The organism is Lysinibacillus sp. ZYM-1 (assembly GCF_001308875.1).
Classification (GTDB): Bacteria; Bacillota; Bacilli; order Bacillales_A; family Planococcaceae; genus Lysinibacillus.
Genome location: NZ_KQ465142.1, coordinates 1 through 14,285 on the forward strand (window position 1 = coordinate 1; position 14,285 = coordinate 14,285).

Annotated in this window: 13 protein-coding genes; all 13 read right to left on the reverse strand. The window is 38.3% G+C overall.

Annotated features, from left to right (window positions below; all coding sequences use genetic code 11):
- Positions 1 to 129: 129 nt before the first annotated feature.
- The 13 genes from AO843_RS20585 to folD all read right to left on the reverse strand — a co-directional run bounded on the left by AO843_RS20585 (position 130) and on the right by folD (position 14,276).
- Positions 130 to 462: a hypothetical protein gene (locus tag AO843_RS20585; RefSeq protein ID WP_054612946.1), complete on the reverse strand. Its 333-nt coding sequence runs from the start codon at positions 460 to 462 to the stop codon at positions 130 to 132.
- A 736-nt stretch (positions 463 to 1,198) separates the two neighbouring features.
- Positions 1,199 to 2,212: a tyrosine-type recombinase/integrase gene (locus AO843_RS20590; protein WP_054612947.1), complete on the reverse strand. Its 1,014-nt coding sequence runs from the start codon at positions 2,210 to 2,212 to the stop codon at positions 1,199 to 1,201.
- 138 nt (positions 2,213 to 2,350) lie between these two features.
- A complete protein-coding gene (gene spo0A / locus AO843_RS20595) occupies positions 2,351 to 3,142 on the reverse strand; it encodes a sporulation transcription factor Spo0A (protein WP_054612948.1) in 792 nt (263 codons plus the stop codon).
- Positions 3,143 to 3,543: 401 nt separating this feature from the next.
- Positions 3,544 to 4,491 (reverse strand): SpoIVB peptidase S55 domain-containing protein, encoded by a 948-nt coding sequence (locus tag AO843_RS20600; protein ID WP_054612949.1) that lies wholly within the window; start codon positions 4,489 to 4,491, stop codon positions 3,544 to 3,546.
- 121 nt (positions 4,492 to 4,612) lie between these two features.
- Positions 4,613 to 6,304 (reverse strand): DNA repair protein RecN, encoded by a 1,692-nt coding sequence (gene recN / locus AO843_RS20605; RefSeq protein ID WP_054612950.1) that lies wholly within the window; start codon positions 6,302 to 6,304, stop codon positions 4,613 to 4,615.
- A gap of 33 nt (positions 6,305 to 6,337) precedes the next feature.
- Complete coding sequence (ahrC, locus tag AO843_RS20610) at positions 6,338 to 6,787, reverse strand: transcriptional regulator AhrC/ArgR (protein WP_054612951.1); 450 nt, start codon at positions 6,785 to 6,787, stop codon at positions 6,338 to 6,340.
- A gap of 100 nt (positions 6,788 to 6,887) precedes the next feature.
- The gene (locus tag AO843_RS20615) at positions 6,888 to 7,706 is read right to left on the reverse strand and encodes a TlyA family RNA methyltransferase (protein WP_054612952.1); all 819 of its coding nucleotides are present in this window, start codon (positions 7,704 to 7,706) and stop codon (positions 6,888 to 6,890) included.
- Positions 7,706 to 9,607, reverse strand: coding sequence for a 1-deoxy-D-xylulose-5-phosphate synthase (dxs, locus tag AO843_RS20620; RefSeq protein ID WP_054612953.1), 1,902 nt, complete (start codon positions 9,605 to 9,607; stop codon positions 7,706 to 7,708). The genes AO843_RS20615 and dxs overlap by 1 nt, the downstream gene beginning before the upstream one ends.
- Before the next feature lie 162 nt (positions 9,608 to 9,769).
- Positions 9,770 to 10,651: a polyprenyl synthetase family protein gene (locus tag AO843_RS20625; protein WP_054612954.1), complete on the reverse strand. Its 882-nt coding sequence runs from the start codon at positions 10,649 to 10,651 to the stop codon at positions 9,770 to 9,772.
- A 3-nt stretch (positions 10,652 to 10,654) separates the two neighbouring features.
- Positions 10,655 to 10,888 carry an exodeoxyribonuclease VII small subunit gene (gene xseB / locus AO843_RS20630; RefSeq protein WP_054612955.1) on the reverse strand — a complete coding sequence of 78 codons (234 nt, stop codon included), beginning with the start codon at positions 10,886 to 10,888 and terminating at the stop codon, positions 10,655 to 10,657.
- The gene (gene xseA, locus AO843_RS20635) at positions 10,885 to 12,243 is read right to left on the reverse strand and encodes an exodeoxyribonuclease VII large subunit (RefSeq protein ID WP_054612956.1); all 1,359 of its coding nucleotides are present in this window, start codon (positions 12,241 to 12,243) and stop codon (positions 10,885 to 10,887) included. The genes xseB and xseA overlap by 4 nt, the downstream gene beginning before the upstream one ends.
- A 231-nt stretch (positions 12,244 to 12,474) precedes the next feature.
- Positions 12,475 to 13,290, reverse strand: a complete 816-nt coding sequence (locus AO843_RS20640; protein ID WP_054612957.1) for an undecaprenyl-diphosphate phosphatase — start codon at positions 13,288 to 13,290, stop codon at positions 12,475 to 12,477.
- A gap of 131 nt (positions 13,291 to 13,421) precedes the next feature.
- Entirely contained in the window at positions 13,422 to 14,276 is an 855-nt protein-coding gene (gene folD, locus AO843_RS20645) for a bifunctional methylenetetrahydrofolate dehydrogenase/methenyltetrahydrofolate cyclohydrolase FolD (RefSeq protein ID WP_054612958.1), read from the reverse strand.
- Positions 14,277 to 14,285 lie beyond the last annotated feature (9 nt).

Consider the following 14,285-nt stretch of genomic DNA (forward strand, 5'->3'; position numbering starts at 1 on the left):
TGAAATTAATCTTATGAATAAGTGATAGATAAATACAAAGTGGTGATATTCTACCCGAAAGGGTTGGAAAGTCATTTACACAAAAATATTGACGCTCCCCACCATAACTAAAGTTAAATAAATTAATTCTTAATTAAAATCATATTTATCGAGGTTATAAATAGATGAAGCTATATATTCTGTAACAAGATATGTAATGACCTCTATACCATTGCTATTAAATTGACGATGTTGCATTACAGTTTTCAAAATAGTAAATTTTTCACCGTTGCTACCTACTCCAAAAAATATCTCTTCATTCCCATCGTAATTATTTCTGTTAGTAAGTAGGTATCTCAATGTTAACTTAGTTTCTTCCCATATTAACTCACCTTCAAAAACTTCTGCAAAATTAGATGTTTTGGAGAGTACGCATTTCAATGTAAATTCTCCAATATTTTGAAGATTATTCAATTTTCCCATTCTATTGCCCTCCTAAATGAAGAAAATAATTAATGTTTCTATTTGACTTTTTCCACACACATTTTTTCATAATTCTATAAAAAAGGACATTATCCTTTAAATTTATTAATATTTTACATTGACAATTTTCCAAAGTTCCACAATCATGAAGCCGAGATAAGGAAAACGGCTTGGTGCTGATTTCGGTTGCCTACGTTAGAGACTCAAAAAAGAATCAACTAACATAGACAGCCGATTCCATGAATCCTCAATTAAGGTATCCGTATTGTATGCCCTTGTTTAATCGTGATCCTTTCGAATCAATACACGTAGTTTCTACTTCTGCCCCCGAAACGTCTTGTAATCCGTCTACATACCCTTTGTATGTATCGTAAATGCTTATCCTACTGTTATGAGGAATTCGGCAACAATTACAATATATCGTGTACCCTGCGCGACCATAGCCACTCAGACCTTCCACTCCTGACCGATTATGTGCGTCAACCACATTCAGACACTACGAAAAACAAGGAACTCGCATAATGTGTCCTAGCCGAATTTACTGCGTTGGCTCTGCGTAACCTGACGTGTTTTTTAATGACGCTTAACGGCTTCTCGTCAATGAGCGTTCCTAAAAAAGACAATAGGAAAGCAGACCTTTGCATTTTACGTTTTTTCGAGGTAAAATGAAGGCATATAATCGCTCATATTCAGTTATGGGTGAACACTATCGCTGGCAAGCAATTAGTGTATTCGTTTAAGAAGTCGTTAGTGCTACGAACACTAGCGGCTTTTTTCTGTTTAAATATCTAAGTTCAAGTGGACTATGCTGTCGGTATTTCTTCATCACTTCCTTATCAGCAAAATCTAAATAAATCTGAGCAGTAATATCAACGTTGGCATGACCCAGCAAACGAGATAAGGTTGCTAAATCGCCGCCATTAACTAAGTACCGTTTCGCAAAATTATTACGAAGTAAGTGAGGTGTCACTTGTAGCCCCACGTCTTTACTCCGCAGTCTAAAAGAACGTTCTACTCCTTCAATTCGTAATTTCGATCCTCTATTCGTTGGAAAGACATAAATACTATCCGAATAACGATCCTTGTAAGCTAACCATGACCTAAGATGTTTACGCGTCTTTTCTGAGTAGTAAACGAATCGTTGCTTACTATTCTTTGTCTTGCGTAATAACAACGCATTCCCTCGCAAATCTATATCAGATGCTACAACTTCCAACAATTCTCCTATTCTTGCTCCAGTATCAAAGATTAATCGAGCTATTACCCAATCACGATATTGATCGAATTTCGTAACGTCGAAGGAACGGAAAAACTGCTTCAATTCATTATCCTCGAGCATTACCTTGATTTTCCTCTCCGGTTTCACATTTTTTAAATCCTTCAAAGGATTGCTCCGTATTAGTTGTTCTGAATATAAGTGTGAATAAAATGCTTTTATGTTACGTACATAATTCGCAATTGTCGTTTTACTTACCGGCTTGCCAAAATCGCTACGTCGTTCTGGATAGTTTACAGGCGTTTCAGCAGCGCTTATCTCGAACTTGCCTCTTTCTTCAATTGACCGAATATAAGCCCGTATATGCTCCGCCTTGACGCTTTTAACGTCATTTATTTCAAAGTTATCCAAAAGATACCTCGCAAATAGTTTAAGCGTTTGTTCATACGATTTTAGCGTTTTGGATGAAAGACCCTTCGCGGAACAATCCAACATATAACGGTCAATTTCGATTAAAAATGGACTTATAGACATAAAAAATACGCCCCCTCAAACAGTCGGCATAAACTGTCTAAAAAGGCGTTATAATTTTCGCTATATAAGCGTTATCTATTTTGGGTTTACCGGTCATTCTCCACTAAGCCACACGCTTAAAACCTTGATATAGCGCGTTTAGCTAGCCATCATATCGATGCGGATTTTGTCTGCGATCATAGCAATGAATTCGCTATTTGTTGGCTTGGACTTCAAATGATGGACTGTATAGCCAAACATCGACGAAATGGATTCATAATTGCCACGATTCCACGCCACTTCGATAGCATGACGAATCGCACGTTCAACGCGTGATGGTGTCGTATTGAATTTTTTCGCGATTTCTGGATATAAAATTTTTGTCACAGATCCTAATAATTCAATATCCTCAAATACCATTTGAATGGCTTCGCGTAAATATGAGTACCCTTTAATATGTGCAGGTACACCGATTTCTTTAATGATAGCTGTAATCGTGCTGTCTAATTGATGTTGATTTAATTTTTGTGGCACTGTTGGTTGTAAAACGCTTGTCTTTTTAGGAAGTGTCGCCTTCTGTCCAGCACAATGTAAAATCTTTTGCACTAATTGGTCAAATTCAAACGGCTTTAGCATGAAATAGGATGCCCCCAAATCTACTGCCTGTTTCATGACATCTTCTTGACCAAAAGCGGTTAACATAATTACTTGTACCGATGACATTTTCTCATTTTGATACATGGATTCTAAAACAGCTAAACCGTCAAGATGAGGCATTATTATATCTAGAAGTAAAATATCAGGTGTAAATTCCTCAAGCATTTGTAGACAAACTTTTCCGTTTGAAGCTGTCGCAATAATTTCTATTTCGGCATGCCCTTGAAAATACTGCTCCATTGTTTTTAATAACTCACGATTATCATCTGCAATCGCTACTTTTACCTTTGTCATTCCAATTCCTCCTTCTGGACTTGCTTTGAACACTCCAAAGCGTTAACCTAACACCTAAATGCCGTTTTTGGCACACTGTGGAATTTTCGACATTTTTGTTTTAAAAACCTTTTTCATTTCCAAAAATGAGTATGTAGTCCGATACTTTCTTTTTATATCGACAAGTTGCGCTAAATAGTTGCAAACTGTCGAAATGCTCTTATTACCTATTTTAGATAAAAAAACAAGATAAAACTACAGTTTTTTTAAATATCATGACTCCTTAAGGTTATTATTAGAAATACTTGTTGAATTCAAGATGTTTTTTTGAAATAAAGGTAAAAAACCGCTAGTCTCCTGCGGCACCTGCTCTGCCTACAGAAAAAAGCGGATTTTTACCAAATGCCATCTCCCTCTTCATTTTAGGAAGACTTTCTTAACATTTCAGCTACTGTTAGAGCTGCTCCCTTTTTTGGCTCCTCCACAAACATATGTGTCACAGCACCAACAAAACGACCGTCTTGAATGATAGGACTGCCACTCATTCCCTGCAAAATTCCACCTGTTTTTTCAATGAGCTTTTCGTCAGATACTATAAATTCAAGTCGTTCATTTTCAACCTTTGTAATTTCAATGGAAAAAGTTTCGACTTTTTTGCCTTCAATGGCTGTATAAATTTCAGCTTTCCCCGTTTTTATATCCTTTTCATGCATAATTTCAATCGCTTTGGGTAATCTTTGTTGATAGCCTTCTTCCCAACGACCAAAAATTCCATAAACGGTATTTTTATCTATACTGCCTAGTCGTTCTTGATGTTTTTCAATGGAGGATATTTTATAACCTGGTTGGCCTGGCATACTTTTACGGATTTGTTGAATTGAAGCTAAAAAAATGGAGCCAGCTCTAAATACAGGGGCTTCTTGTAGGGTTGAATCGACAATTTGATGACCTAGTGCACCATAGTTTTTTGTCTCTGGATCAATATAAGTCAGTGTTCCTACTCCATCTGTTTCATCTTTTAAAAAGGAAATGATATGCTCTGCTTCTTGGTTTTGTAATTCCAGTGTGACTTGTTTTCCTTCACTATTGATCGTCCATTTCTGTTGGCCTTCTTTAGCCATAGCTTGTTTGGCATCAGCAAGCGATTTTACAGGTATATCATTAATTTTTTCAATAACTGCGCCTCCTTTCATCCACTGATTGGAAGCTAAAAGCACATCATGCGCTACAAATACATGGGATAATTGAAGTTGGATTCCAATCGCTTCGCCCATTGGTATAAGCTTTTTGGCGGCTAAAGCTTGTATAGGCATCACTAACAAAAAGATGAGCATAGGCAAAATGACTAATTGACGCCAACGACGATTCATACGACACCTCCTTTTCATTTTTGTCTTTTTACTATGTGTTGTTGTGGCATTCTTATAAGCGGTAAATATTTGTGCAAAAAGAAAAAAACCAGAAACAGTATCAACTGTTCCTGGAATATGGTTAACGCATTTGTTTTTTGCGTTCTTCTGCCATTGTTAATAATTCGCTTGCATGCTGTAGCGTTAAAGCAGTGATTTCTGCCCCAGACATCATACGGCTTACTTCTTCAATCCTTGCCTGTTGATCAATTTCTGATAATGAAGTAAATGTTCGATCATGTTCGACTTCTTTTTTGATAAAGTAATGATGATCAGCCATGGCAGCAACTTGAGGTAAATGCGAAATACAAAGCACTTGGGAATTAATAGATACTGCTGCAATTTTTTCTGCAATGGCTTGTGCCACTCGCCCACTAACACCTGTATCCACTTCATCAAAAATAATCGATGTGATGCCATTTGAAGATGAGAAAATCGTTTTTAGCGCAAGCATCATTCGTGATAATTCTCCTCCAGAAGCAATTTTCGGTAAGGACTTTGGAGGTTCTCCAACGTTGGTAGAGATATAGAAAATAATTTGATCTTTTCCATTCGCATCGAAATAAGGTAATTCATCGAAATTGACAATAAATTTAGCTTTTTCCATATGTAATTCACGTAACTCTGCCATAATAGCTTCACTCAATTGTTGGGCAGCAGCCTTACGTACGGTTGAAAGTTCTACCGCAAGCTCGTTTAGGACCGATTCCATTTCGAGCACTCTTCGTTCTTTCACTTGCAAAATTTCATCTCGATTTAGCAGTTCATTTAACTCTGTTTTTATTTTTTCCAAATACGCAAAGATATCTTCCATAGTCGAACCATATTTGCGTTTTAAATTCTGGAATAACGCTAACCGTTGTTCCACTTCGTTTAAACGAGCTGGATCAAACTCTAATTCATCTAATACATTCTTGACCTGGTAAGCTGCATCTTGTAGCGCATAAAATGCCGTAGTCACTGCCTCCGATGCTTCTTTGAATTGCTCATCCACCGTTGCTGCGTCTTCCAAGGCACCCATTGCATTACCGATCCAATCAAGTCCCTTCGATTCGCCCTGAATAGCCTCATAGGCAGCACTAGAGCGCTCAAAAATTTTATTGAAGTTCATGAGGCGACGACGTTCATCCAGAAGCTCGTCTTCCTCACCTAGCTTTAAATTGGCTTCCTCTAGCTCTTTTATTTGAAACTGATACAAATCTATGCGTTGTGCCATCAATTGTTCATCGATGGATATGGAAGCTAAATCCTTTTTCAACAATCGATATTCTTCATACTGTTCGCTATATGTTTTATGAATAGGCATCAGCTGCTCTTCTGCAAACTGGTCGAGTAAATTGATATGCTGTTTTTCATCCATCAGCTCTTGGTTTTCATGTTGACCATGAATATCAATGAGGCTTCCACCAATTTCTCTCAGTACTGACAATGGCACAAGTTTACCATTTACACGGCAAATACTTTTCCCAGAATCATTTAAATCACGACGTAAAATAATTGTATCTTCCTCAATTTCAATGCCAGCTTCTTCTAATTTTTTCAGCACAGGGTGGGTTGAATTCGAAATTTGAAATAAGCCACCTAGTTCAGCTTTTCTTGCCCCATGACGAATAAATTCAGTATTTCCACGTCCACCGGCAAGTAAATGAACAGCATCAATGATAATCGATTTTCCAGCGCCCGTTTCCCCTGTTAGCACTGTCAAACCTTCTGAAAAACTCACAGTCAAATCCTCAATGATAGCAAAGTTTCGAATACTAAGCTCTCTTAACACTAATTGTCACCTCTGAATCCATTTTCCCATTTTTTAAAGCATGTCTAGTAAACGATTTTTTGTATTTTCTCGCTCATTTTCATCTCGACAAATAATTAAAATGGTATCATCTCCAGAAATCGTACCTAAAATTTCTGGCCAATCTAAATGGTCAAGTAAGGATGCAATCGCATTCGCATTCCCCGGAAGTGCTTTCATTACTAAAAAGTGTGATGCTCCATCAATACTTACAAAGGCATCAGCTAATGCACGGTGTAATTTTTGCACTGGGTTAAATCGTTGATCAGCGGGCAAGCTATATTTATAGCGACCGTCCTGTAATGGTACTTTTACCAAATGCAGCTCTTTTATATCTCGTGATACTGTAGCTTGTGTCACATTATAGCCTGCATCTTTTAGAAAATCGACTAAATCATCTTGTGTTTCAATCTCATGATTGGCAATAATATCCCGAATCCGTATATGTCGTTGTCCTTTATTCATCGTAGCCACCTCTTATAAATAGTTATATATGTGTATAATCACACTACCATTTTCAACAAAAAAGCACAAGAAAAAACACGGCTCTATAAGCGAGCACGTGTTATTTTAAAGAATTATGCGCTTCTTCAACGAGTGCATTAAAAGCTGTATATGCAGGAATAACTTCTTCCCCAACAGGATTCACTAAATGGAATAAAAATTCAATATTTCCTTCTCCACCTGTTATTGGCGAATAAGAAGCATTTTTCACAACAAAGCCAATTTCTGTAGCCATTGTTGCCGTTTTTTCTAGTACTTCTAGGTGGACTTTTTTATCACGAACGATACCCTTTTTGCCAACTTTATCTTTCCCCGCTTCAAACTGCGGTTTCACCAAGCCCATGACATCGCCACCTGGTAGCAATAATGTTTTTAAGACTGGCAAAATTAAAGATAATGAAATAAAACTAACATCAATAGTAGCAAAATCAGGTAAACCTTCAGATAAATCTGCCGCTGTAGTATAGCGAAAATTGGTTTTTTCCATTACTGTAACACGTTCATCCGAGCGAATTTTCCATGCTAATTGATTCGATCCAACGTCCAATGCATAGCAATGTCTTGCACCATGTTGCAATGCACAATCTGTAAAGCCACCTGTAGAGGAGCCAATGTCAAGCATTAGCTTCCCTTCTACAGACATATCAAAAATTTGTAGTGCCTTCTCTAGCTTCAGACCACCACGACTAACATATTTTAAATCGGAGCCTTTTACTTGTAGAGGAGCATCGATGGCAATCTTCTCTCCTGCTTTATCAATACGTATTTCATTTGAAAAAACAAGGCCTGCCATAATGGTACGTTTTGCTTTTTCTCTTGTTTCGCACAGTCCCCGCTCTACAAGTAAAATATCCACTCGTTCTTTTGGTTGTTTTGTCATTATTTATTCAAACCTACTTGCTGTTTTTGTTGAAGTAACACTTGCATACGTGCTACTGTATCCTCTGCTGTCATATGAATTTCCTCAAGCAGTTGATCGACGTTGCCATGCTCAATATATTGATCGGGAATCCCCATACGATCAATAGGCGCATTGAGATAGCCATGGTCGTGAGCAAATTCTAGTACTCCGCTACCAAACCCACCATTCAGTACAGCTTCTTCAATAGTTAAAATCGGCTTATGACTGGATAATATACGGTGTAGCATATCCTCATCCATTGGTTTGATAAAGCGTGCATTCACGACTTCGATATCGACACCTTGTTGTGCTAACATGTCTGCAGCTTGCATTGCCATGGGAATCGTTGTACCAAAAGTCAAAATAGAAGCGTCTTTTCCTTCTCGTAATACTTCCCAACTACCGATTGGTAATGCAACAAGTTCCTCATCTAATGGTACGCCAATTCCGTTACCACGTGGATAACGAAGTGCAATTGGACCTCCATCATAGTCAATCGCTGTTTTTACCATATGCTGCCCTTCATTCTCATCTTTTGGCATCATAATTGTCATGTTTGGAATATGACGAAGGAAAGCGATATCAAATACGCCTTGATGTGTTTCACCATCCGCCCCAACTAGTCCAGCACGATCAATACCGATAAAGACATTCAAATTCGCACGTGCAATATCATGTAAAACTTGGTCATAGGCACGTTGTAGGAATGTTGAATAAATCGCTAAAAACGGCTTCATATTTTGTGTAGCTAATCCTGCAGCCATTGTTGCTGCATGTTGTTCAGCAATCCCTACATCAAAGAAACGATTTGGAAAATCTTTTTGAATACCTTGTAATTTAGAACCGACAGGCATAGCAGGCGTGATCGTCACAACTCGCTCATCCTCATGTGCAATTTTACGAACAGTTTCTGCAATTAAACTACTCCATGCAGGTCCTTTTGCCTCTGACTTAACAAAGGCACCGTTTTCAATTTTATAGGGACCTGTCCCATGCCAATTACCAATCGTATCGTCCTCAGCAGGTTTATAGCCTTTCCCTTTTTTCGTAATTACGTGAACAAGGACTGGTCCTTTCACTTTCTTTGCATAGGATAAAGTCATTTCCAATGCCTCGAAATCATGACCATCAATAGGACCAAGATATTTAAAACCTAATTCCTCAAAAAAGACACCTGACACCACTAAATATTTTAAGCTATCTTTAAGACGTTCCGCAGTAGAAGCAAGCTTTCCACCTAATACCGGAATTTTATTAATAAGTGATTCTAGCTCTTCTTTGGCTTTTGAATACTCCTTGGCTGTACGCAAACGACCTAAGACATTGTGAAGCGCACCAACATTTGGAGCAATGGACATTTCATTATCATTTAGGATAACAATCATATTCGTTTTCGCATGACCGATATGATTTAACGCTTCAAGTGCCATACCGCCTGTTAAAGCGCCATCCCCAATAATAGGTATTACATAGTTATGTTCTTTTTTTATATCACGTGCTGCCGCCATACCCATGGCTGCTGATAAGGAAGTTGAGCTATGACCTGTTTCCCACTCATCATGTTCACTCTCCACGCGCTTTGGAAATCCACAAAGCCCTTTGAACTGACGTAGTGTGTCAAATTGACTCGCACGACCTGTTAAAATTTTATGCACGTAAGCTTGGTGGCCAACATCCCACAAAAACTTATCTTTTGGACTGTCAAACATTTTATGCAACATTATCGTAAGCTCGACTACTCCTAAATTCGGCCCGATATGCCCACCTGTGACAGAACACTTTTCGATTAAGAAGGTACGAATTTCTTGAGCAACCTGCTCAAGCTCCTTCTTATTTAAGTTTTTTAAAAAGGATGGACTAGTTATTTTGTTTAAATCCACCTTTCTCACACACCTTTTCAATAAAATATTCACCGCATTGTGTTTTCACCATTATAGCAGTGTTATCAATATGCTAAAAGTACGAGCACTCCATTGTTTACAATTTGCAAACGTTCCCACCTATTCTAGCACATTCTTTTCCTTATACGCCTTGATTTTCTCCTAGTTTTTACGATGAACAATATATGCTGCAAAGTCTCGTAATAAGCTAGTATCTATTGGTAATTGATCGAGTGCATTTATGGCATGTTGATAATGCTCAGCAAGCTTTTCTTTCGCTCCATCCAGCGTTAAAAGTGCTGGATAAGTACTCTTATCACTAGCAACATCTTTCCCGGCTGTTTTCCCTAGTTCCTCTGTCGTTCCCTCGATATCTAAAATATCATCTTGAATTTGGAAAGCTAGGCCAATGTGATGTGCATATTCCTTCAAAGTAGCGCGGTCTTGATCCGACACATCTGCTAATACTGCTCCCGCTTCAATACTAAATCTTAATAAAGCACCTGTTTTATTGACATGGACTTGTTCCAATTCAGTTAAATTAAGCTGACGCTGCTCTCCTTCCATATCAAGTACTTGACCACCAACCATGCCTTCTGCACCTGCGGCAACGCTTAACAATTGAACAAGCTCAATACGCTTTTCAGCTGTTAGATCCATGCGTGCTAAAATACCAAACGCCAGTGTGTTTAATGCATCTCCAGCAAGTGTTGCAAGTGCTTCACCATAAACTTTGTGGTTCGTCGGCTTCCCTCTTCTGAAATCATCATTATCCATGCTTGGTAAATCATCATGGATTAAAGAATACGTATGAATGATTTCAATGACAGCCCCTACAATTAAACCATCCTGTAAATTTTTCTGATAAAGCTCAAGAACTGCTAATACAAAAAGTGGGCGTATACGTTTACCGCCTGCCTTTAATGAATATAGCATGGAGTCCTTTAAATCTGATGGAGCATCAATTTTTGCAACAAGAGCAAACATAGTTTCTTCGATTTGTGGTATGTTGCTTTCGATAAAGTACTTTAATGGCTCATTCATTTCCTAACTCTCTCCCTTTAGTGGATCAAATGCTGTTGTTTCACCTGTCTCTTGGACAATAGATACGAGCTGTTCCTCAGCATGTTGCAGTTTACTATGGCAAAATTTTGATAGCTCCATTCCTTGCTTGTATAAATCAATCGCATTTTCTAATGGCACATCGCCTTGTTCCAGCTGGCGAACTATTTCTTCCAATGCTGTCATGGCTTCTGCGAAAGTTTGTTGTTTTTCTGTCACAACGATTCCCCCTCATTCTTTGGCAAAATATCCTTCACCTCAGCCACAACCTTCCCATCATGGAAGGTCAGTGTCAGTTGATCCTGCTTTTGCACCTCAGTGGATGATTTGATCATATGTTGATCTTTGTAAGCGACTGTAAATCCTCTTGTTAAAATTGATAGTGGATTTAAAGCTTCTAATGTTCGAATAGTTGCCTCAAATTGTTGTTGTTGCTTCGCTACATAATACGTTGTAGCACGTGTTAATTGTTGCATGCGCGCTTCGAGTTCCCGTTGATGGAAAGCAAGTGCCTTTTTTGGTGAATGTTGTACCACCGTACTATGTAATTGCTGAAGCTGAGCATTCTTCTTCATCAAATCTACCTGCATAGCTGTTTGCAATCCTGATTCAAGCTGAGCCAATCTTTCAGTAAACGGTCGATAAAGTCTTTCTGGCATTGACAATGGATAAGACTGTTGGAGCTTATTAAGACGTTGTCGTTCAGCCATAAGTTGCGACCTAACCATCTGATGAAGTTGTGATTTTTGCGAAAGTACTCGCTGGTATAGCTCCGCCTGATCTGGTACAGCCATCTCAGCGGCGGCAGTTGGTGTTGGGGCACGTAAATCAGAGACATAATCTGCAATTGTCGTATCAGTTTCATGACCTACTGCGCTTATAATAGGAATTCGACTGTCAAAGATAGCTCGTGCCACTATTTCCTCATTGAATGCCCATAAGTCCTCAATAGAGCCTCCTCCTCGCCCAACAATCAACACTTCACAAGTTGCATCTTGATTGGCACGTTGAATATTTTGCACAATATTTGGTGCCGCTTGAGCTCCTTGAACGAGTGTTGGATAAATTAAAATCTCTGCAAGGGGATAACGTCTCTTTAAAGTCGTACAAATGTCTCGAATCGCTGCACCTGTTGTCGATGTTAGCACACCAATTTTTTCAGGAAACTTTGGGATCGATTGTTTCCATTCCGATTTAAAAAGTCCTTCTTTTTGTAATTGCTCTTTTAATTGATTAAAGGCAACAAATAAGCTACCGATTCCATCAGGTTGCATCTCCTGGGCATATAGCTGATAAGTACCATAGCCTTCGTAAACGTTTACATCACCACGGATAAATACTTGCATACCTTCCTTTGGTTCAAATGCTAATTTCGTGGCAGCCGTTTTAAACATTGTAGCCGCGATTCGTGCTCCATCGTCCTTCAATGTAAAGTAAATATGACCAGATTGATGAATCTTAACATTTGATAGTTCACCTTTTACATACACTTCGCGTAAGTGAGGGTCTGCATCAAATTTTCGTTTAATATATTTTGTTAATGCTTTTACAGTTAAATAAGAAGCAGAGGACATGTTTTCGGCTCCTTTACTAAGATCAAGTTTTTCACAAAAACTACACCTATCATAACATTTTTTACTGATGTTGACGCGTCAAAATGCAGTTTTGCAAGAAAAAATGCCTATCTTTTATCTATCAAAAAACAACTATAACATATTCATACACGTTCTAACTAATAGAAATCGACTATTAAATGAATTACAAAACAAAGTCCCATAACAGCATTCGTTATGAGACTTTTCATTTTAATAGAATAGTAATAATAGCGTGCCTACAGTAAAACAATAGTACGTAAAGTAGCTAAGCTTGCCACTTTTCATAATGCCCATAAACCAACGCATGGCAAAGTAAGTCATGACTAGTGTAGCTATAAAAGTGGCTGCATAAGGAAGCGCTAATGCACCTTTATTAGGCTCATCTAAAAAATCTGTAATCCCTAAAATAACCCCACCTAAACTCACTGGTATATAAAGCATAAAGGAGAAACGTAAGGCTGTATCCTGTCTCATCCCTACTGCAATAGCTGAAATAATAGTGGCCCCTGATCGGCTAATACCAGGTGTTAAAGCGACTGCTTGCCCTAATCCAACAATAATGGCATCTTTCGCGCTTAAATCCGCATCTTTTTTCTTCCCACGCATATTACGAATCAACCATAATGCCGCACCTGTAACAAATAACATCAGAGCAATTGTCGTCATACTCACGTTATCAGCAATGACATCACTAAATAAAACCCCTAAAACGCCAGCAGGAATAGAACCTATAATGATATACAATGCAAAACGAAAATCAGCATTGTAGCGTTTATCACGTGTCTTCAAGTACAGGAAAAAATGAGTGATCAGCCGAACAATATCCTCTCGATAAATATACATAATAGCAAGTAATGATGCTGTATTGGTTAAAATGGCGAACGTAAACCCTTGTTCACCAAGCCCAAGTATTTCGCTGGCAATCATAACATGTCCACTTGACGATACTGGAATTGGCTCTGTAAATCCCTGGACAAGGCCAATAATGATATGCTTGATAATTAACACAATATCGATATTTCCCATAAAAACCTCCTTCTAAGTATGTATGTCCCAAACGTTACATTAGACGTCAAAATTAACATAAAAGTTCTGGCAAGAATGCATAAAAAAAATCATCTCAACACGATGCTGAGATGACTCTTTGAAAAGGTTATTTAATTAGCCAGCTTATTTTCAGCTGCTTGTACTGTGTTGAATAGTAACATTGTGATGGTCATCGGTCCAACACCACCTGGTACAGGCGTGATATGAGACGCAATACCATCTACATCGGCAAAGTTTACGTCACCGCATAGTTTGTTGTTGTCATCACGATTAATGCCAACATCAATTACAACGGCCCCTTCCTTAACATGCTCTTTCGTAATAAAGTTTGCACGTCCAACAGCAGCAATTAATATATCTGCTTGTTTTGTAAATGAAGGTAAATCTGGTGTTTTGGAATGCGTATAAGTGACAGTTGCATCTTTTTGTAATAGTAGTTGTCCCATTGGCTTACCAACAATATGACTACGCCCCACGATAACAGCATGTTTGCCTGCAATTTCGATTCCTGAATACTCAAGAAGCTTCATTACGCCAAAAGGTGTACAAGGTAAAAATGTTTCTTGGCCAAGCATCATTTTCCCAACACTGACAGGTGAGAAGCCATCGACATCCTTCTCAACAGCAATTGTCGCAATGACTTTATCCTCATCAATATGTTTAGGAAGTGGTAATTGAACTAAAATACCGTGAATATCTTCACGTTGATTTAATTGTTGAATTTGTGTTAATAATTCCTCTTGCGTTGTTTCTTCTGGTAATTTAATGAGTTCAGAAAACATACCAATTGCTTCACAAGATTTTTGTTTATTTCTCACATATGTAGCTGAAGCTTGGTTGTCTCCAACTAACACAACCGCTAAACCAGGTGTTAACCCTTGTTCTTTTAAGCGAATTACACGCTCTGCTACAGCATTACGAATTTCTTGACCAATCTCTTTACCATTAATAATTGCACTTGACATAAACCTTCG

Coding starts and splice junctions, on each gene's coding strand:
- AO843_RS20585 (WP_054612946.1), bottom strand. CDS start 462: ATGGGAAAATTGAATAATCTTCAAAATATTGGAGAATTTACATTGAAA.
- AO843_RS20590 (WP_054612947.1), bottom strand. CDS start 2,212: ATGTCTATAAGTCCATTTTTAATCGAAATTGACCGTTATATGTTGGAT.
- spo0A (WP_054612948.1), bottom strand. CDS start 3,142: ATGACAAAGGTAAAAGTAGCGATTGCAGATGATAATCGTGAGTTATTA.
- AO843_RS20600 (WP_054612949.1), bottom strand. CDS start 4,491: ATGAATCGTCGTTGGCGTCAATTAGTCATTTTGCCTATGCTCATCTTT.
- ahrC (WP_054612951.1), bottom strand. CDS start 6,787: ATGAATAAAGGACAACGACATATACGGATTCGGGATATTATTGCCAAT.
- AO843_RS20615 (WP_054612952.1), bottom strand. CDS start 7,706: ATGACAAAACAACCAAAAGAACGAGTGGATATTTTACTTGTAGAGCGG.
- AO843_RS20625 (WP_054612954.1), bottom strand. CDS start 10,651: ATGAATGAGCCATTAAAGTACTTTATCGAAAGCAACATACCACAAATC.
- xseA (WP_054612956.1), bottom strand. CDS start 12,243: ATGTCCTCTGCTTCTTATTTAACTGTAAAAGCATTAACAAAATATATT.
- AO843_RS20640 (WP_054612957.1), bottom strand. CDS start 13,290: ATGGGAAATATCGATATTGTGTTAATTATCAAGCATATCATTATTGGC.
- folD (WP_054612958.1), bottom strand. CDS start 14,276: ATGTCAAGTGCAATTATTAATGGTAAAGAGATTGGTCAAGAAATTCGT.